This is a genomic window from Kribbella pratensis, from assembly GCF_004366075.1.
GTDB classification, from domain to species: domain Bacteria; phylum Actinomycetota; class Actinomycetes; order Propionibacteriales; family Kribbellaceae; genus Kribbella; species Kribbella pratensis.
On sequence record NZ_SODU01000003.1, the window covers coordinates 732,017 to 750,931 of the forward strand.

Annotated in this window: 16 protein-coding genes and 1 tRNA gene; 7 read left to right on the forward strand and 10 right to left on the reverse strand. The window is 67.4% G+C overall.

Translation table 11 applies throughout. The features are described 5' to 3' along the window. Positions 1-3 precede the first annotated feature (3 nt). From EV137_RS27620 to proS, 4 genes are all read left to right on the forward strand, one after another. Entirely contained in the window at positions 4-840 is an 837-nt protein-coding gene (locus EV137_RS27620; RefSeq protein ID WP_134131351.1) for an ROK family protein, read from the forward strand. A 123-nt stretch (positions 841-963) separates the two neighbouring features. Further along, positions 964-1,644, forward strand: a complete 681-nt coding sequence (locus tag EV137_RS27625) for a pentapeptide repeat-containing protein (RefSeq protein ID WP_134131352.1) — start codon at positions 964-966, stop codon at positions 1,642-1,644. 58 nt (positions 1,645-1,702) lie between these two features. Beyond that, positions 1,703-3,919 (forward strand): NADP-dependent isocitrate dehydrogenase, encoded by a 2,217-nt coding sequence (locus EV137_RS27630; protein WP_134006340.1) that lies wholly within the window; start codon positions 1,703-1,705, stop codon positions 3,917-3,919. A gap of 166 nt (positions 3,920-4,085) precedes the next feature. Continuing rightward, complete coding sequence (proS, locus tag EV137_RS27635) at positions 4,086-5,498, forward strand: proline--tRNA ligase (RefSeq protein ID WP_134131353.1); 1,413 nt, start codon at positions 4,086-4,088, stop codon at positions 5,496-5,498. Here the strand turns inward: proS and EV137_RS27640 are convergent. The 5 genes from EV137_RS27640 to EV137_RS27665 all read right to left on the reverse strand — a co-directional run bounded on the left by EV137_RS27640 (position 5,495) and on the right by EV137_RS27665 (position 11,480). Beyond that, positions 5,495-6,478, reverse strand: a complete 984-nt coding sequence (locus EV137_RS27640; RefSeq protein ID WP_134006338.1) for a helix-turn-helix transcriptional regulator — start codon at positions 6,476-6,478, stop codon at positions 5,495-5,497. The genes proS and EV137_RS27640 overlap by 4 nt on opposite strands. Before the next feature lie 383 nt (positions 6,479-6,861). Continuing rightward, a complete protein-coding gene (locus EV137_RS27645) occupies positions 6,862-8,301 on the reverse strand; it encodes a GuaB1 family IMP dehydrogenase-related protein (RefSeq protein WP_134006337.1) in 1,440 nt (479 codons plus the stop codon). A gap of 554 nt (positions 8,302-8,855) precedes the next feature. Further along, positions 8,856-10,043: a TRAFAC clade GTPase domain-containing protein gene (locus tag EV137_RS27655; protein WP_134131354.1), complete on the reverse strand. Its 1,188-nt coding sequence runs from the start codon at positions 10,041-10,043 to the stop codon at positions 8,856-8,858. 286 nt (positions 10,044-10,329) lie between these two features. After that, positions 10,330-10,941 (reverse strand): hypothetical protein, encoded by a 612-nt coding sequence (locus tag EV137_RS27660; protein WP_134131355.1) that lies wholly within the window; start codon positions 10,939-10,941, stop codon positions 10,330-10,332. After that, positions 10,938-11,480 (reverse strand): hypothetical protein, encoded by a 543-nt coding sequence (locus EV137_RS27665; RefSeq protein ID WP_134131356.1) that lies wholly within the window; start codon positions 11,478-11,480, stop codon positions 10,938-10,940. Before EV137_RS27665 ends, EV137_RS27660 begins: the two co-directional genes overlap by 4 nt. Positions 11,481-11,816: 336 nt before the next feature. Here EV137_RS27665 and EV137_RS27670 point away from each other — a divergent pair, with 336 nt between their 5' ends. Both EV137_RS27670 and EV137_RS40770 read left to right on the forward strand, forming a co-directional pair. Next, entirely contained in the window at positions 11,817-12,230 is a 414-nt protein-coding gene (locus EV137_RS27670) for a hypothetical protein (protein WP_134131357.1), read from the forward strand. Between the two features lie 482 nt (positions 12,231-12,712). After that, positions 12,713-13,240 carry a hypothetical protein gene (locus EV137_RS40770; RefSeq protein ID WP_166680032.1) on the forward strand — a complete coding sequence of 176 codons (528 nt, stop codon included), beginning with the start codon at positions 12,713-12,715 and terminating at the stop codon, positions 13,238-13,240. 117 nt (positions 13,241-13,357) lie between these two features. Here the strand turns inward: EV137_RS40770 and katG are convergent, their stop codons facing one another. The 3 genes from katG to EV137_RS27690 form a co-directional block, all read right to left on the reverse strand. After that, positions 13,358-15,574, reverse strand: coding sequence for a catalase/peroxidase HPI (katG, locus tag EV137_RS27680; RefSeq protein ID WP_134131359.1), 2,217 nt, complete (start codon positions 15,572-15,574; stop codon positions 13,358-13,360). Between the two features lie 36 nt (positions 15,575-15,610). Continuing rightward, positions 15,611-16,036, reverse strand: coding sequence for a Fur family transcriptional regulator (locus EV137_RS27685; protein ID WP_134131360.1), 426 nt, complete (start codon positions 16,034-16,036; stop codon positions 15,611-15,613). Positions 16,037-16,126: 90 nt separating this feature from the next. After that, positions 16,127-17,008 (reverse strand): SDR family oxidoreductase, encoded by an 882-nt coding sequence (locus EV137_RS27690; protein WP_134131361.1) that lies wholly within the window; start codon positions 17,006-17,008, stop codon positions 16,127-16,129. An 85-nt stretch (positions 17,009-17,093) separates the two neighbouring features. On the opposite strand from EV137_RS27690, the gene EV137_RS27695 reads away from it, so the two are divergent. Then, positions 17,094-17,669 (forward strand): TetR/AcrR family transcriptional regulator, encoded by a 576-nt coding sequence (locus EV137_RS27695; protein WP_134131362.1) that lies wholly within the window; start codon positions 17,094-17,096, stop codon positions 17,667-17,669. Between the two features lie 280 nt (positions 17,670-17,949). Here EV137_RS27695 and EV137_RS27700 read toward each other — a convergent pair. Both EV137_RS27700 and sepX read right to left on the reverse strand, forming a co-directional pair. Continuing rightward, positions 17,950-18,022, reverse strand: a tRNA-Ala gene (locus tag EV137_RS27700). 73 nt (positions 18,023-18,095) lie between these two features. Further along, positions 18,096-18,896 carry a divisome protein SepX/GlpR gene (gene sepX, locus EV137_RS27705; RefSeq protein ID WP_134131363.1) on the reverse strand — a complete coding sequence of 267 codons (801 nt, stop codon included), beginning with the start codon at positions 18,894-18,896 and terminating at the stop codon, positions 18,096-18,098. Positions 18,897-18,915: the final 19 nt, after the last annotated feature.

Sequence of the window (18,915 nt, forward strand, 5' to 3'; positions counted from 1 at the left end):
CGGATGGACGTAGCTGTGCTGGAGATCGGGGGAAGCCACGTCACGGCGGCCGTGGTGGCGCCCGGCACGTGGGACGTGACCGAGGTGGACCGGGCGAAGCTCGAGTCGCAGCAGGCGGCCGAGGTGGTGGTCGAGCAGCTCGCGGAGACGGCCCGGAAGTTGCCGCTGGCAAACGGTCTGGCGGTTGCGCTGCCCGGTCCGTTCGACTTCGCCACCGGGGTCGCGTGGTACCGCGGGCAGGGCAAGTTCGACCAGCTGTACGGGTTCAACCTCGGCGCCGCGCTGAGCGGCGAACTCGGGATCGAGCGGTTGCTGTTCATGAACGACGCGGAGGCGTTCGCGGTCGGCGAGTGGACCGCGGGCGAGGTCCGCGGCGTCGAACGCTGCGTCGGCGTCACGATCGGCACCGGCATCGGTACGGCGTTCCTCGCCGACGGCCGCGTGGTCCGCGAGGGCGACTGCGTCCCGCCGGGCGGTGAGCTCTACAAGACGACGTACGCCGGGAAGCCCCTGGAGGACTCGATCTCCGCGCGCGCGATCCTCCGCAGGTACGCCGAGAGCACCGGAACCGAAGCCCCCGGCGTCAAGGAGATCGCCGACCAGGCCCGCACCGGCGACACCGCCGCGCAGGAGGTCCTGACAGCCTGCTTCACCGACCTGGCCGCCGCCCTGAAGCCCTGGCTGGACCGCTTCGGCGTAACAAGAACCGTTCTCGGCGGCTCGATCTCAGGAGCCTTCGACCTGGTCGAATCGGTCCTCGACTTCCCCGCCTCCGCCACGCGCGACACCGAGCACTCGGCCCTCGTCGGGGCGGCCGCCCACTACCTGCGGAGCGAATGACGGATCGCCAGGCCATCACAATCGCCCGAATCCGGCGACGCCCCGCGGGCGACCGCTCCAACGCCGCAATTGTGATGGCCTGGGCGTCCGCCTGTTGTCGGTGGACGCCGCTAGGTTGACGCCATGCCACCCCGGAAACCCGCCGCGATCGCAGCGCCACGACTACGCGCCGAGCTCGAGTCCACCCTGCCCGACGAGATCGAGGACGAGGAGCGGTTGCTCGATCTGGGGCTGGAGGACGTGGATCTGAGTGATCTGGAGGCCGAGCACCTCGAGATCAGCGGTTGCCGGTTCACGCGGAGCAAGCTGGCCGGATCCGATCTGGAGAAGCTGATCCTGGTCGACACGGAGCTCACCCAGTGCGACCTGGCGAACTCCCGCTGGTCCGACGCGGCCCTCACCCGGGTCGCGATCACCGGCTCCCGGATGATCGGGTTCGCCGGACCGGGCGCGAACCTCCAGCACGTGACGATCCAGGACACCGTGCTCGACTTCGCGTCGTTCCGGTTCGCGAAGTTCTTCAAGGTCGAGCTCACCGACTGCCGCCTGCAGAGCGCCGACTTCGTCTCCGCCGACCTGACGGGCGCCCTGTTCCGGCGCTGCGACCTGTCCGGCGTGGAGTTCTCCCAGGTCAAGGCGGCCAAAGCGGTGTTCGTGGACTGCACCTGGGACGGCGCCAAGGGCCTCGCCTCGCTGTCCGGCGCGACAGTTGCAGCCTCCTCCCCGATCGACACTCTGGCATTCACCAGCGCGGTCACCGTCGCGAGCGGCATCACCCTGGCGCATCCCGACGACCTCGAGTAGGTCCTGGGCGTGATCCGGCCCACGTAGGAGTACGACGTACGCCGGATAAGGTGGGCCCGTGACTGACTCGACGATCATCTACACCCACACCGACGAGGCTCCGGCGCTCGCCACGTACTCGTTCCTCCCTGTCGTCCAGGCGTACGCCGGCCAGGCCGGTGTCGGCGTGGAGACCCGGGACATTTCACTGGCCGGCCGGATCCTGGCGCTCTTCCCGGAGTACCTCAAGGAGGACCAGCGGATCGCGGACGCGCTCGCCGAGCTCGGCGAGCTGGCCAAGACGCCCGCGGCGAACATCATCAAGCTGCCGAACGTCTCGGCCTCGGTCCCGCAGCTGAAGGCAGCGATCGCCGAGCTGCAGTCCCAGGGTTACGCGCTGCCGGAGTACCCGGACGAGCCGAAGACCGACGAGGAGCGGGAGATCCAGGCCCGCTACGACAAGGTCAAGGGCTCCGCGGTGAACCCGGTGCTGCGCGAGGGCAACTCGGATCGTCGCGCCCCGGCCTCGGTGAAGAACTACGCCAAGGCCCACCCGCACCGGATGGGCGCCTGGAGCGCCGAGTCGAAGACCAACGTCGCGACCATGGACAACGACGACTTCCGCGCGACGGAGAAGTCGGTCGTGATCGAGTCCGCGGGCTCGCTGCGGATCGAGCTGGCCGGTGACGACGGCACCACGACGGTGCTGCGCGAGTCGGTCCCGGTGCTGACGGGCGAGGTCGTCGACGCGTCCGTCCTGCGCGTGGCGGCGCTGCGCGAGTTCCTGACCGCCCAGGTCGCCCGGGCGAAGGCCGAGGACGTGCTGTTCTCGGTGCACCTGAAGGCCACCATGATGAAGGTGTCGGACCCGATCATCTTCGGTCACGTCGTCCGCGCCTTCTTCCCGGAGACGTTCGCGCAGTACGGCGACGTGCTCGCGAAGGCCGGCCTGACCCCGAACGACGGCCTCGGCGGCATCCTGCACGGGATCGCGAACCTGCCGGAAGGTGCCGAGATCAAGGCCTCCTTCGACGCCGAGCTGGCCGCCGGCCCGAAGCTCGCGATGGTCGACTCGGACAAGGGCATCACCAACCTGCACGTCCCGTCCGACGTCATCGTCGACGCGTCGATGCCGGCCATGGTCCGTACGTCGGGGCACATGTGGGGCCCGGACGGCGAGGAGCACGACACCCTCGCCGTACTGCCGGACCACAGCTACTCCGGTATCTACCAGGTCGTACTCGACGACTGCCGCGCGAACGGCGCGTTCGACCCCGCCACCATGGGCTCGGTGCCGAACGTCGGCCTGATGGCGCAGAAGGCCGAGGAGTACGGCTCGCACGACAAGACCTTCGAGATCCAGACGACCGGCACCGTCCGGCTGGTGAACCAGGCCGGCGACGTCGTGCTCGAGCAGGCGGTCTCGGCCGGTGACATCTTCCGCGCCTGCCAGACCAAGGACGCCCCGATCCAGGACTGGGTCAAGCTGGCCGTCAACCGGGCCCGCGCCACCGGCGACCCGGCGGTGTTCTGGCTGGACGAGACCCGTGCCCACGACGCCCAGATCATCACGAAGGTCCAGAAGTACCTGTTCGACCACGACACCGAGGGTCTGGACATCCGGATCCTGGCGCCCGTCGACGCGATCAAACTGTCGCTGGAGCGGATCCGCCGCGGCGAGAACACCATCTCGGTGACCGGCAATGTGCTGCGTGACTACCTGACCGACCTGTTCCCGATCCTCGAGCTGGGCACCAGCGCGAAGATGCTGTCGGTCGTCCCGCTGATGGCCGGCGGCGGCCTGTTCGAGACCGGAGCGGGCGGCTCGGCGCCGAAGCACGTGCAGCAGCTGGTCAAGGAGAACTATCTGCGCTGGGACAGCCTGGGCGAGTTCTTCGCGCTGGCCGCGAGCTTCGAGCACCTGGCCCAGGCGACCGGCAACGCGCGGGCGCAGGTCCTGGCCGACACCCTGGACCGGGCGACCGCCACGTTCCTGAACGAGGACAAGTCCCCGACCCGTCGCGTCGGGGGCATCGACAACCGCGGCAGCCACTTCTACCTGTCGCTGTACTGGGCACAGGAGCTGGCCGCGCAGACCGACGACGCGGACCTGGCCAAGGCCTTCGCCCCGCTCGCCGAGACCCTGGCCGCGAACGAGCAGACGATCGTCGACGAGCTGATCGCTGTCCAGGGCAGCCCGGCCGACCTCGGCGGCTACTACCAGCCGGACCCGGCCAAGGCAGCCGCAGTCATGCGCCCGTCAAAGACCTGGAACGACGCTCTGGCTTCCCTGTAACCACCACACCGCACAACCGCCAGGGCGAGCCGACCAACTTCGACCCCAGACCTCGCGTCGGCTCATCTCTCTCCCAGCTCCCGGTGCCCGCCAGGGCGCCGGGAGCTGCTTGTTCTGCTGAGGAAATGCGTGGCCGCCACCGGATCGCGTTCCTACACTGGCGGGCATGACAGCTTCCCGATCCGTGCTTGCCGCGCAGGCAACGGACTTTCCGCGATGGTTCCAGGATGTGATTGCCAAGGCCGAGCTCGCTGACAACGGGCCGGTGCGGGGGACCATGGTGGTGCGACCGTACGGTTACGGGATCTGGGAACTGTTGCAGGAGGCAATGAATCGCCGGATCAAGGCGACCGGGGCGCAGAACGCGTACTTTCCGTTGCTGATTCCGGAGAGCTACCTGCAGCGCGAGGCCGAGCACGTCGAGGGCTTCAGCCCGGAGCTCGCGGTCGTGACGCATGCCGGCGGCAAACAACTCGAGGAGCCCGCCATCATCCGGCCGACCTCGGAAACCGTTGTCGGCGAATATCTGGCCAAGTGGATCCAGAGCTACCGGGACCTCCCGCTGCTACTGAACCAATGGGCGAACGTCGTCCGCTGGGAGCTGCGCCCGCGCCTGTTCCTGCGCACCACCGAATTTCTTTGGCAGGAAGGGCATACCGCGCACGCCTCCGTCGAGGACGCCCGCGCCTTCGCGACGAAGATCCTGTACGACGTCTACCGCGAGGTCATGGTCGACGTGCTGGCGATCCCGGTCGTCGTCGGCCGCAAGACGCGGCGGGAACGGTTCGCAGGCGCTGTGAACACGATGACGCTCGAAGCGATGACGGGTGACGGCAAGGCCCTGCAGATGGGTACGTCGCACGAACTCGGGCAGAACTTCGCGCAGGCGTTCGGCATCGGATACCTGTCGAGCGAGGGACGGCGTGAGCTCGCGTGGACCACCTCCTGGGGCAGCAGTACCCGGATGGTCGGCGGCCTGATCATGGTGCACGGCGACGACGCGGGCCTCCGGGTCCCGCCTGCAGTCGCTCCGGTGCAGGTCGTCGTACTCGCCGTCAAGGATGAGGCGATCGCGGCGGCCCGCGGTATCGCCGACGAGCTGACAGCGGCCGGACTGCGCGTCACCGTCGACGACCGCGCCGACCAGCCGTTCGGGCGACGCGCGGTGAACTGGGAGCTCAAGGGCGTCCCGATCCGCATCGAGGTCGGCCCCCGCGACCTCGCCGCCGGCAACGCCACCGTCGTACGACGACTGCGCGACTCCGCCAAGGCCGCCGTCAGCCTGACCGAACTCACGGCCCACGTCGTCGCCGCGATCGAAGCGGACCAGGCTTACCTGCTGGCCGATGCAACCGCCAGGCAGACCGCCCGCATCACCGCCGCCTCCACCATCGACGAGGCAATCGAGGCTGCCGCGTCCGGCTGGGCGCGCATCCCGTACGACGCCGTGGGCGAGCAGGGCGAGGACCGCCTGGCCGAATCGGGCATCACCGTCCGCTGCCTGCAACGCTCGGACGGCTCGCTGCCGCTGAACGACGACGAGCCGGACCTGGTCGCCTACGTGGCCCGCTCGTACTAGCGGGCCAGGTACCTGCGGACGTCGTCGGCCACCTGGGAGCGGTAGCGGAAACCGTATTTGCGGAGGATCGCGCTGAGGTGGGTCTTGACGGTGTTGAGGCTGACGCCGAGCTCAGCCGCCAGCTGGTCGTTGTCGAGACCGTCGGTCAGCAGGACGGCGACGGCCTGCTGGGCCTTCGTCAGACTGCTGAACCGGCGCTCGGGGCCCTCGTCGGTCTCCATCAGCATCTCGATCAGCTCGGACTGGATGTGCTCGGCGGCGTCGACGATCCGCCCCAGGTGCCTGTGGACGGCGGTGCCCACGTCCGGCTCGGCCAGCGCCTCGGCCGCGATCTCCCGGATCGATGCGACCCGGTGCGTCAGGTACTCCATCACGTGGTCGGACGTCAGCAGGTTCGGGCCGACGTCGCCCGCGGGCAGCCGGCGCAACGACTCCCGGTCCTCCCCCTCACGGGTCAGTACCCGCTCGACCACCTCGCACAGCCACTCGAACGCCCGCACCGCGTTGTCGTCGTACGACCCGCGCTCGTAGCTCTGCATCGAGAGCATCCCGAACAGCTGATCGGGCCCGTCCTTGGTGGGCCGGAAGATCGGCACCGTCACCGCGTCCTCTGACCGTCGCTTCAGGTCCCCCACCGGTACGCCGGCGTGCAGCGTGGAACCGTTGTCGTAGGCGAACCGGTAGGTGTGCCGGTTCTTGATCAGCCAGGCCGTCTGCCCGTTCGGCCCGAAGATGTGGGTGTCCGGGTTCACGTACTCTCCATCGTCGTACCCGTACGGGTAGCGCACCCGGCTGCTGCCTTGCAGGAACCCGACGTAGAAGGCGTCGACGCGCGCGATCTTCCCGGCCACCACCCGGACGTAGTCGTACAGGCTGTAATGGTCGGACCGGAACAACGCCTCGATCTTGTGGTATGCCTCGCGCAGGATGATCGCGGTCTCCGCGTCAATCCTCAGCGGGGCGACCTTGTCTGCCTCCACAACGTCGGCTCCCCACACACACCTCTGCTGTATCGATCCCTCGACTATCGCGCTGTACCAGCGACTTGCCAAGTGATGCAGTGGAACATGTGGTGAAAAGCCGGTCGTGGGTGGTACCTCCAGGCTCCCGAGTCGCCCTCCCAAGCCTCGGCCGAACCCCGGCACCACCCACGACCACGAGCAGGACACCTATACCTGTTGAGCCCCCGCGTCGATCGGTCCCGCCGCCCCCGGCGTGACCCCGACCCCCCGACGGATGGTTCGGTGCCCTTCCTCCCCCTGTTGACTACACCGTGCCACCGATCGCCCAGCGTGACCATCGCCCGGCGCATGATCTTGCCGGGCCCGGAGTCTCATTCCGGGGATGAGGACGCTGTAGTCGATTACAGCCAACTGGTGTCGAGCGGCTTGCCCTCGGCGTACCCGGCGGCCGTCTGCAGGCCGACGACGGCGCGCTCGTGGTACTCGGTCAGGTTGGCTGCGCCGACGTACGTGCAGGAGCTGCGGATGCCGGACACGATCGAGTCCAGCAGGTCCTCGACGCTCGGGTTCTCCGGGTCCAGGTACATCCGGGCGGTCGAGATACCCTCCTCGAAGATGCTCTTCCGGGCCCGCTGGAACGGCGAGTCCTCGGCGGTCCGGGACCGGACGGCTCGGGCCGACGCCATCCCGAAGCTCTCCTTGTAGATCCGGCCCTGGCTGTCCCGGTGCGGGTCGCCGGGCGACTCGTACGTACCGGCGAACCAGGATCCGATCATCACGCTCGACGCCCCCGCGGCCAGCGCGAGCGCGACATCACGCGGATGCCGTACGCCGCCGTCCGCCCAGACGTGCTTGCCGAGCTCGCGCGCCCTGGTCGCGCACTCCAGCACGGCGGAGAACTGCGGGCGCCCGACGGCCGTCTGCATCCGGGTCGTGCACATCGCACCCGGACCGACGCCGACCTTCACGATGTCCGCCCCGGCGTTCACCAGGTCCGTGACACCTTCGGCGGTGACGACGTTTCCGGCCACGATCGGCACCTGCGGGCCGAGAGCGCGAACCCGTTCGACGACCTCGAGCATCCGCTCCTGGTGACCGTGCGCGGTGTCGATGACGAGAACGTCCACACCGACGTCCAGCAACGCCTTCGCCTTCTGCTCGGCATCGCGGTTGATCCCGATCGCGGCGGCCACGCGGAGCTTGCCACCGGCATCGAGGGCCGGTTCGTACAGGGTGGCGCGAAGGGCACGCTGGCGGGTGAGGATGCCCACGATCCGGCCGTCCGCGTCAACAACCGGAGCGAGCCGGTGCCGGCCATCGTGCAGCTGGTCGAACGCCCTCTCGGGGTCGATCCCGTGGGGAACCGTCAGTAGCTCGCGGGACATGACCGCATCCAGCTGGGTGAACCGGTCGACGCCGGAGCAGTCGGCCTCCGTCACCACACCGACCGGCCGCCCCTGGTCGACGACGATCACCGCGCCGTGGTTGCGCTTCGGCAGCAGGTTGAGCGCCTCGCCGACGGTCCCGGTCGGCGGCAGGGTCAAGGCGGTGTCGTGGACCGGATCCCGTTCCTTGATCCAGGCAACCACGTCCGCGACCACATCGACCGGGATGTCCTGCGGAATCACCGCGAGACCACCACAACGCGCGATCGTCTCGGCCATCCGCCGCCCCGACACCGCGGTCATGTTTGCCGCAACCACCGGAATCGACGCCCCGGTCCCGTCCGACGTCTTGAGATCCACATCCAGCCGGGACGCCACCCCCGACCGGTTGGGCACCAGAAACACGTCACTGAAGGTCAGATCTCCCGCCGGCTCCCGATCATGATGAAACCGCATGCCAGACCCCTTCCACCCGTATCCAAACCCAGCCAGCCTGCCACGCCCCCAACCAGATTGAAAGCAGCCAGAAAGCACGGCACGGCCCGTCGGCGCACATACCGTCGCCACCCCAACACAAGCAGCGACGAACAGCACACGAACCCTGATTGACCAGTCGCTCTGCTAGGGAAGGTTTTGGGTGGGGAAGCCGAGGTCTCCAACCGAGGGTGGACCCTCGGCATCCCAGACTCTGGCATACGCCCCTGCCACGAGCGGCCAGATCTGTTGCAGGCCGTCTTCGACCGACTCGATCTCCTTGGCGACGTCTCCGGAAACGACGAACTCGTGTGGGATGACGCGACCGGCCGCATCTTTCCGACCTAACGGATCGGGAAACCGCAGCGCGACCTTCCCGGCCGCACGGCGCCACGTGGCCGGCTCGTCCTCGAGACCCGCGAAGCTACGTTCGTAGTCCAAGAGTGGGTCGGACCGCCCTCCGTTGAGGAGGAAGCGGAACCCCCAGGAGCGCCCACGAGTGGCCCAGATGAGGCTCTCGGGTATGCCCTCAGAGCTCACTTGAGGCTCCTGATGAGCAGCTTGTCCTTGACGCCTTGGTCCAGGTCCAGCCTGAACTGCGTGAGCGTCGCGGTCAGGAAGTCGTGGTCCTTCCGAGCCTGGGCATTGATCTCCCTGACTTGCGACCCAGCCATCTTGGCGGCCGCAACGAGGACAGGGAACGCGACCTTAACGACTGGGCCGACCCTCGGCAACTTCGCCAACAACTTGTCGACACTGAGGAGCTTGCCGCCCACAAGGACCCCAGCCACGGTCTCAGCGCCGTCCGCCAGGGTGTCGAGTACCTTCCGGGGGATCTCCATCCGTTCGTTCCATTGAACGCGGCGCTCCAGGGGAAGCATTGAAGCCACCGGCAGGATGAGATCGAGCCCGACCCGTTGGGTCACATCGATCTCCGCCGGCTCCGCGCCGGCCACGGAGAGTTCGAACTTGGCCGATGAGAGCAGCATGAAGTCCTCGCCCACCGAGAGCGCGTCAGGCGTGTCCACGAGGTCCTTGAGCGTCGAGCGCAGGTCGTCGAGGTGGCTCGCCGCCCTTTCGATCACGAGATCGCGGAACGAGTAGACGTCCCAGTCTGGGAAGAGATCCGCCTTCGACAGGGCCATGATCCAGATGCGCGGGAACTCGACGAGGCGGTCCTCGTCGTCCAGGAGGTCGTCCTTGAGTCGCAGCACGCCTTGGCGGAAGTTCGTCAGGAGCGACTTGAGGTACCGTTCCTCCTCGCCCGCATAGTCCAGCAACTTCTGGCCATCCACCAGCAGGAGCGCGACATCGGAACGCAGCAGTGACCGGAAGGTGTCGACGCGACGATTGGCCTCTTCCTCGCTGCTCGGCGACTCCTCGAACCATTCCCCCGGGTAGTCGTGCCACGCGAGTCGCAGGGCGTCGAATGGCCTCTTCTTCGCCGCGGCGTTGTCTCCACCCTTGAGCTTCACCGAGAAGTAGTAAGTGGTGGCCGCGAATCGGGTGGGTGCCGGCGCCCTCCCGCGGTCTCGCATGCCGAGGTAGTTCTGGTAGAGCCGGTTGCCCTGGCCGGTGTCGTCTGCGACGAGGTCCCACAGGTCATTCGAATACGAGCCCTCCTGCGTGGGGCCGAAGAACGAGGAAACGAGCACCGTCTTCCCGGATCCGCTCTCTCCGAAAACGGCGATATGCTGCTCGCGGATCCTGGGGTATTTCGCCATGCCGCGAACGTACCGCAAACGCTTGGCTCACACGCGGATACCGAAGATTTAACGCAAGGCCCCATCAGCCGGCCCACGTGGGCTGGGGTCCACTGTTCCGTGGACGGATACGTCGTACCGGCCATCGACGAAACGGCCGCGGCTGTCAGTCCCGGCCTCGGCGCTGATACGGATGCCCAGGCCATCACAATTCCGGCACGTGGGTCGCTCCACGCTCACACCTTCGTCGCAGTGCAATTGTGAGGGCCTGGACCCCTACGGCTGGACTCCGCGGCTTTTGCCGTGGTCAGCGGTCGAGGCGGAGGTCCGGTCGTGGTGAGGAGTCTGCGCGAGCTTGTCCGAAGCCGGAGGTCGCCAGTCGTCGCGACGTTGCCAAGGGCACCTGGCCGGAGAAGGCGTGTGCAACCGCGCGATTCGCATCGAGTTCGGCTCGGCGCTGGGCTTGGTTCTGCTTGAGGCTCGGCATGCGATCACCGAACACATTGAGACCCGGCTGACGATCATGGAGGTTTCGATTGAGCCGGGCGCACGTGTGCTCGTAGATGTTGCCGGACCCTTGCCGCGGCTTCCCAGCCAGCAACTCCCGGCGGGGAAGGTCGCCAGGCCCGGCAGGCGACATCTCCCGAAACACCAGCCGATAGTCCGCCTTCCGCTGCGGATCGGACTGCAGATAAGCAGTCACACAGTCCCGCAAATCCCCCTTCCCAGCCTCATACCCCAACGTGTGCCGCCCGTCAGTCGTCCCCTCGGCCAAGTCGCCGATCTGTTTCAGCACCTGACGATGGAGGTATCCGGCAGGGCCTCGCGGGTCCTTCTCCGCAGCCGCCGCAAGACGCATCAGGTCAACCGCGAACTCTTTGCCAAGAAGAATCTCGTACCTCGGCGAGTCCTCGCTCATTGCGAGTTGTCTTCTCGCCGCGCGCCCTCCGCCTCCTCACGCTTCTCCTGGCGAATCTCCTCGAGCACCTGCTGGCTGTACGGCCCCATCATCGCGGCGATCTCGTCGAGAGTCATGGCACGGCTGGTCGGGAGTGGTTCGGTGGCGTAGACGCGGCGGGTCGGGTCGTCGATCGTGCCGGGTGGGGGTTCGTCGTCGCCACGCAGTTGGCGGTACTGCGAGGTCGACACGATCACGGCCTCCGGCTCACCGCCATCACCCCACACCACCGGCGCAAACGCCCCGGCCCGAATCGCGGCCACCATCGACCCCAGCTCCGCACCCACGACCTCAGCCGAAACCACCCCAGGACGACGCTCGAACTTCGACTCACCCCCAAGATCCTCGAACTGGTCGTAGGTCAGCAGCACCGCCTCCGGCACCCCGTCATCACCGAAGCTGAACGGCATGGTCTGCCCGTGACGGAACCGAGCGAGCACCCCGACAACATCCCGCCGTACGTCATCCACCGACCGAATCGCAGAACCTTCAGTAGCCACAGCCCGACTCTACGACGCCGCCGCCTACACAAGCCGCTTATCCACAGCCTCCGTCCACGCTTGCAGGAAGCTGCAGAGCTGTGGATATCCGGGTCGGTGAACACCCTCCGTATGCGAGGCTTAACTCGCCAGCACCAAAGAACGGAGCCCTCCATGCCGCGCCGACCGGCCCTCGGAACCACCACCGCAGCCCTCTGCGCCCTCCTAGCGCTGACCGCCTGCCAAGGCTCCCCAGAAGCCGGCCAACCGAACACGGCCCCGCCGCCGTCCACCTCAGATCCCACCTCCTCCCCCACTCCGTCCCCGACTCCCAGCAACACGCCTGAGGACGTGGCTGTGGCCGCGGCTTCGGTTGCGTACCGAGGGTTCGTCGCCGCGACGGACGCGATGTACAGGAGTGGCGGCCGCAACGTGACCGCACTGAATAAGTACGCGAGCGGTGTGATGCTGAGAGCCGAGCTCGTCGAGGCAGAGAAGTTCCGCGGTTACAAATGGCACTCCGTCGGAAGTCTGCAGGTCGTCTGGATCAAGCCGTTGAGCATCGGCAAGCCGAATGCCAGTGGTCAGATCGACAGCCTGATCCTCAGCGCGTGCGTCGACTCCTCCAAGGCCGGCGCCGTGGACTCCAAAGGCAAGAGTGTCAGACTCCCTGGAACACCGAACCAAACCGTTGACGAGATGCGCATGCGCCGCGTCCAAGGCTCTTGGAAAGCTGACTTCGCGCAGAGCAGGAAACCCACGAAATGCTGACGTCCAAGCTCCTCGGCGTCGCCGCGATTCTGTCGGTCCTCGGATCATCCGCCGCATTCGCTGACCCAACACCCGACTCACCCGGGTGCGTCACCGGCTGGAGCGCTGGACAATGCGTCTACTCCGTGGGCGATGACGGTCATCCGCCGACCGTTTCCGTCAAGGCAACGCCCGGAGCCAAGAAGACCGGTGAGTCTGCCTGCGTCTGGGAAGGGCAGATGGTGCCATGCCGGACCGAGGACGGGTTCTTTGATGCAGCATCAGGATGCTATCTGCATCCGCTGGCCGGGCCCAGATCTTTGGTCTCCCCGAGCGAAGTCAGCGACTACCCGCCGGGTACAAAGTTCTACGAATGCTGGTTGATTCTTGGAGTCGACGAGGGGAGGCCGGTCGTCCAGATCACGCCCGAGTCTGTAAACCGGCCGCCGGGTGAGACGCGGACAATCGATCCGCGGGTTGCGGCTCGGCAGGTGGTGGAGACGATGAAATTTGTTGCGCCGCAGTTGCGAGTTTCGCCGTACGTGCAGAGTGCGGACCACGTCGGCATCGTCAACGTGCCGATCTGGATGTGGGTGACCGATCCTGGGCCGACGACGACTGGACCGCAGACCAAGACCGCGGCGCTCGGTGGGGTCTCCATCACCGCGACCGGGACCGTCGACCGCATCGAGTGGTCGATGGGTGCCGGTGACACCGTCAGTTGTAAAGGCGCTGGCACCGCGTTCACCCGCGAGATGGCGGTCGGCAAGTCGCTAAAAGACGTGCCCTCATCCCCTACGTGCGGCTACAAGTACAGCAAGGCTTCCCGGTGCGAGAAGGCCGGCGCGTACAACGTCACGGCGACGGCGTACTGGACCGTCCACTGGACCGGCGGCGGCATGCAGGGCGATATCCCTCTCGACTTCAGCCGCTCCATCCCCCTCCGGGTAACCGACCTCCGACCCGTCCTGGTCGACCCAGACGGCGGCTCGGCACAGCCGTCGACGCCGCCGCGCTCCTGCAGCAACTGAGGCCGCGGTAGCCAGAAGGCCGGCTCCATCGACGGAGCCGGCCTTCCGGTCAGACAGTTGGGAAAGAAAGTTGCAACTGGTGACAAATTCTTTCCCGCGAGTCCTGCAGCGTGCTGCTTAGCGGTGGAGGTCGAAGCGGTCGAGTTCCATGACCTTGTGCCAGGCGGAGACGAACTCGTTGACGAACTTCTCCTTGGCGTCGTCGCTGGCGTAGACCTCGGCGAGGGCGCGGAGTTCGGAGTTCGAGCCGAAGACCAGGTCGGCGCGGGTGCCGGTCCACTTGACCTCACCGTTGACGGTGGCCTCGAACGTCTCCTGGCTCTCGTCCGTGGCGTGCCACTCGGTGCCGAGGTCGAGCAGGTTCACGAAGAAGTCGTTCGTGAGCGTGCCGGGGTTGTCGGTCAGTACGCCGTACTTCGAACCGTCGTAGTTCGCACCGAGAACGCGGAGGCCGCCGACCAGGACCGTCAGCTCCGGAGCGCTCAGCTTGAGCAGGTTCGCGCGGTCGAGCAGCAGGTACTCGGCCGGGAGCCGGTTGCCCTTGCCGTAGTAGTTGCGGAACCCGTCCGCAACCGGCTCGAGCGCGGCGAACGAGTCGACGTCGGTCTCCTCCGCCGACGCGTCCACCCGACCAGGCGTGAACGGTACGACGACGTCGTACCCGGCGTTCTTCGCCGCGATCTCCACACCGACGCCGCCGGCGAGAACGATCACGTCGGCCAGCGAGACCGGCTTCCCGAACGACTGCTGGATGCCCTCGAGCGTCCGCAGTACCTGCGCGAGCTGGTCGGGGTTGTTGACCTCCCAGCCGATCTGCGGCTGCAGGCGGATGCGCGCACCGTTGGCGCCACCACGCTTGTCACTGCCCCGGAACGTCGAAGCCGACGCCCACGCGGTCGAGACCAGCTGCGACACCGACAGGCCGGATGCGGAGATCGCGGCCTTCAGCGCGGTCACGTCGGCGTCGTTGATCAGCTCGTGGTCGACGGCCGGCAGCGGGTCCTGCCAGATCAGCACCTCGCTCGGAACCTCGGGGCCGAGGTACCGGACGCGCGGGCCCATGTCGCGGTGGGTCAGCTTGTACCAGGCGCGCGCGAACGCGTCCGCGAACTCGTCCGGGTTGTCCTTGAACCGTCGCGAGATCGGCTCGTAGATCGGGTCGAAGCGCAGCGACAGGTCGGTGGTCAGCATGGTCGGCAGCTTCTTCGGGCCGTCGTACGCGTCCGGGATGATCGCCTCGGCGTCCTTCGCGACCCACTGGTTGGCACCGGACGGGCTCTTGCTGAGCTCCCACTCGTAGCCGAACAGGATCTCGAAGAAGTCGTTCGTCCACTGGGTCGGCTTCGTGGTCCAGGTGACCTCGAGGCCGCTGGTGATCGCGTCCTTGCCCTTGCCGGTGTTGTAGGCGCTCTTCCAGCCCAGGCCCATCTGCTCGATCGGGGCGCCCTCGGGCTCCGCGCCGACGTTCTCCGCCGGACCGGCGCCGTGGGTCTTGCCGAACGTGTGCCCGCCGGCGATCAGCGCGACGGTCTCCTCGTCGTTCATCGCCATCCGGCCGAACGTCTCGCGGATGTCGCGGGCCGCCGCGACCGGGTCCGGGTTGCCGTTCGGGCCTTCTGGGTTCACGTAGATGAGGCCCATCTGGACCGCACCGAGCGGGCGCTCGAGGTCGCGGTCACCGGAGTACCGCTTGTCGTCCAGCCAGGTGGTCTCCGGACCCCAGTACACGTCCGTCTCCGGCTCCCACACGTCCTCGCGACCACCGGCGTACCCGAAGGTCTTGAAGCCCATGGTCTCCAGCGCGACGTTGCCGGTGAGGATCAGCAGGTCGGCCCAGGAGATCTTCTGACCGTACTTCTTCTTCACAGGCCACAGCAGCCGGCGGGCCTTGTCCAGGTTGCCGTTGTCCGGCCAGCTGTTCAGCGGCGCGAACCGCTGCTGCCCGGCGCCCGCGCCACCGCGGCCGTCGTGGATCCGGTACGTGCCGGCACTGTGCCAGGCCATCCGGATCATCAGCGGGCCGTAGTTCCCGAAGTCGGCCGGCCACCAGTCCTGCGAGGTCGTCAGTACTTCGGCGATGTCCGCCTTCACGGCGGCAAGGTCGAGGGTCTGGAACTCGGCGGCGTAGTCGAACTCGTCGCCGAGCGGGTTGGCAACGGCCGGGTTCTTGGCCAGGATCTTCAGGTTCAGCTGGTTCGGCCACCACTCGCGGTTGGCGTTGCCGCTGGTCGGGTGCACGCCCTGACCGTGGTTCACCGGGCAGCCACCGGTCTCGCCGTCGCCGCGGCTCTCCGCGGTGGCCTCGCCGGGCAGGGGCTCATGGTTCTCGGACATCAGATTCCTTCCAGGACTGGACGTTTTCAAAGGAAGTCAGGTACGTCGTGCGCAGTCCGCGCACCGGCCCCAATAGATGACCTCGGCCTCGTCGATGACGAACCCGTGGTCGTCGGACGCGGTCAGGCAGGGCGCATGCCCGACCGCACAGTCGACGTCGGCGATGGCGCCGCACGACCGGCAGACAACGTGATGATGGTTGTCCCCCACGCGCGATTCGTACCGCGCCACCGATCCCAGCGGCTGGATCCGCCGTACCAGGCCCGCCGCTGTCAACGTGTGCAGCGAGTCGTACACCGCCTGGTGCGACGCCTGCGGCAATTCGTTGCGCACGGCACCGATAATCGAATCGGTGTCCGCATGCGGATGCCCGTACACCGCGGCCAGCACCGCCAGCCGCGGCCGAGTCACCCGCAACGAAGCCCCACGCAACAACCCCTGAAGCTCCTCGACCGACGGCACGCCCAGAGTCTCCCGTGTTTTCTGGAATGAGTCAAGATTAGCTGATGTCTCATATTTGGACGGACGGCCCACCCCCTGGCGAAGCGGCGTTCAGGGCTGGAGGTTCTCCAGGTCCTCGAGCAGGCTCGGATGATGGGGGTGCCAGTTGAGGGTCTGGCGGGTGTGGGCGCTGGACGACGGCTGGTCGGTTGCGAAGATCGGGCCGAGCGGACCGTACGTCGCCTCGGGGACAGACTCGACCGGCAGACCGAGGCGCCGGCCGATGACCGTTGCGATGTCGCGTACGGCGTCACCCTCGTCATCCACCGCATGCCAGGCCGTTCCCGCCGGCGCGTTCTCGAGGACCAGCCGGAACAGGACCGCTGCATCAAGCGCGTGTACGGCGGGCCAACGCTGCGTACCGTCACCGGGATACCCGGAGACACCGCTCTGGCGCGCGATCTGCGTGAGCAAGCCGGCGAATCCGCCGTCGCCCTGATTGTGGACAGTGCGCGGCATGCGGACAGCCGCACTTCGGACACCGCGCGACGCCAGTTCCAGCGTCGCCATGACGGAGCGGCCGCGACCACCGACCGGTCCGTCGAGGGGCAGCGGGTCAGCTTCCGTAGACGGCCTGCCGGGCACCCACGGCGTACCCGACACCGTGACGAGCGGACGATCGCTGCCGACCAGCTCGTCCCCCAAGGTCAGCAGCGCGACGCTCTCCTCGGCGACCCCCGCCGCGAGCGCCTCCGGGCTGCTGAAGTCGTTGCTGAAGGCAAGGTGAATCACACCGTCGGACTTGGCTGCACCGGTACGCAGTACATCCAGGTCGGCAAGGCTGCCGCGAACGGTCGTCGCACCCACCTCCCGGAGAGCCGCCTCGGACGATTCGGAACGGGCGAGCGCAAGCACGGAGTGCCCGTTGTCGAGCAACTCGCGGACGACGGCCGAACCGATCAGACCGGTGCCGCCGGTGATGAAGACCTGCATGAGACGCTCCTCGATGTCATGGGACCTTTGTCTCATCACCGTAGCACTCGACGGGACAAAGGTCCCATCACCTAGAATGGGCCTCATGGCTCGATGGCAACCTGGTGCGCGTGATCGGTTGGTCCTGGCCGCGGTAGACCTGTTCGCCGACCAGGGGTACGACGCCACGACCGTCGCCCAGATCGCCGAACGCGCCGGCGTCACCAAGAGCACGTTCTTCCGCCACTTCCCCGACAAGCGAGAACTCTTGGTTGCCGGCCAGGAAACCCTCTGCCGCCTCCTGGTCGAAGGCATCACCACCGCCCACGAATCCGCCACCCCACTGGAAGCAGTAGCAGCCGGCCTGGAACGCGCCTCGAACGAGATGGGGCCCATGAACCGAGAACTGGCTCCCCGCCTAAAGGCAGCCATAGCCGCCAGCACAGAACTCCAAGAACGCGACGCCCTGAAAACCGTAGGCCTGGCCAAAGCAATGACAGACGCCCTGAAATCAAGAGGCGTCCCCGACCCCCTAGCCCACCTCGCAGCCGAGCTAGGCGTCCTAGCCTTCAAACAGGGCTACGCCACCTGGACAGCCCTAGAACAAGACGAAGCAGGCCTAGCCCCTCACACGTTGGCCGCCCTGGAAGAACTACGAGCAGCAACCACAGCACTCAGCTAACAACAAAACCCAACCCACGCTGGCGAGCGAGCCGACCAACCCAGCCCAGCTGGCGAGCGAACCGCACGACCCAACTCCCACAGCCGAGCTGACCGCCCAACCCAACCCCCGCAGCCGAACTGACCGCCCAACCCGACCCAGGAGCCGAGCGAAGCGATGGCGCAAGGGGGTGCGGGTGGCGGAGCCCCCGCTCGCGGCGAGCGGAGCGAAGCCGCACAACATGACGAAGGCGAGGCGGTCAGCGCAGGAACTGCGCGACACACCTCGCCTATCGGCTTCGTGGAGCTGAGGGGATTCGAACCCCTGGCCTCTTCGTTGCGAACGAAGCGCGCTACCAACTGCGCCACAGCCCCAAAGCTGGTCGCCTGGTTTCCCTGGCGACCGCGAAACTCTAACACGGAGAGGCCCGCAGACTAAAACCGGATATCAGTCGCCGACGGCCCGCTTCACCTCGACCTCTTCGGCCGGCTGGGGGGCCGGCGCTTCGGCTGGCGCGGGCTTCTCGGACGGGTCCGTCGTACGGGCGCTGGAGAAGACCTCGTCGTCGGTGAGGGAGATGGTCCGGACCGTCCGGTCGGGCGCTTTTTCCTTCATGACGTACGTCGGAAGCGTGACCGGCACCGGGTCCCACAGGCCCTCGGCGGCCCGCTTCTCCTCCCTCGTCGAAGCCGCGGCAGGCTTCGGGGCGGGCTCGGCGGGGAGCTTGACCTCGATGGTCATCTCCTCGTCGGGCGACGGCGCGGGCTTGCCGGCCGGGCCTCGGTCGTGGCGAGCTTGCGCGCGGGCACGACGTTCGGCGGCGGCCTGCATCCGCGCGCGGGCCTGCCGGCGCAGCTGCACTCGGGTGAGTACGACGAAGCCGGCGATCAGCGTGCCCGGGATCGCCACCGTCCACCACGGCAGCATCCCGAGACCGGCGAGCGCCACGACGGACAGCAGTGAAAGGGTCAGGATCGACAGCACCCGCCGACGGCGCATGGCGGCCACCCGGCGGGCTCGGTTGGGGACGTACCGCTTCGGTGGCGACGAGTCGTCGGCGGCGGTGGTTGCGGCCGGGCGTACGACGTACCGGGTCCGCGACGGGTCGCGGGACAGCACGCGCGCCTCGTCGGACGACGGCACGACCGGACGGCGCCGCGCCTCTTCGCCCCGCTTCAGCCACATCGGGACGAGGTAGGCGGCCCACGCGGCGACGATCGCCACATAGATCAGCCCTGTCGTCCCCATGCGACGACGCTAAGGTGCG

Excerpts from the sequence above, each read along its gene's own strand:
- EV137_RS27645 (WP_134006337.1), bottom strand. The coding sequence starts at position 8,301 with ATGCGGTTTCATCATGATCGGGAGCCGGCGGGAGATCTGACCTTCAGT.
- EV137_RS27690 (WP_134131361.1), bottom strand. The coding sequence starts at position 17,008 with ATGCAGGTCTTCATCACCGGCGGCACCGGTCTGATCGGTTCGGCCGTC.
- EV137_RS27655 (WP_134131354.1), bottom strand. The coding sequence starts at position 10,043 with ATGGCGAAATACCCCAGGATCCGCGAGCAGCATATCGCCGTTTTCGGA.
- proS (WP_134131353.1), top strand. The coding sequence starts at position 4,086 with ATGACAGCTTCCCGATCCGTGCTTGCCGCGCAGGCAACGGACTTTCCG.
- EV137_RS27620 (WP_134131351.1), top strand. The coding sequence starts at position 4 with ATGGACGTAGCTGTGCTGGAGATCGGGGGAAGCCACGTCACGGCGGCC.
- EV137_RS27695 (WP_134131362.1), top strand. The coding sequence starts at position 17,094 with ATGGCTCGATGGCAACCTGGTGCGCGTGATCGGTTGGTCCTGGCCGCG.
- EV137_RS27660 (WP_134131355.1), bottom strand. The coding sequence starts at position 10,941 with ATGAGCGAGGACTCGCCGAGGTACGAGATTCTTCTTGGCAAAGAGTTC.
- EV137_RS27625 (WP_134131352.1), top strand. The coding sequence starts at position 964 with ATGCCACCCCGGAAACCCGCCGCGATCGCAGCGCCACGACTACGCGCC.
- sepX (WP_134131363.1), bottom strand. The coding sequence starts at position 18,896 with ATGGGGACGACAGGGCTGATCTATGTGGCGATCGTCGCCGCGTGGGCC.
- EV137_RS40770 (WP_166680032.1), top strand. The coding sequence starts at position 12,713 with ATGAAATTTGTTGCGCCGCAGTTGCGAGTTTCGCCGTACGTGCAGAGT.
- katG (WP_134131359.1), bottom strand. The coding sequence starts at position 15,574 with ATGTCCGAGAACCATGAGCCCCTGCCCGGCGAGGCCACCGCGGAGAGC.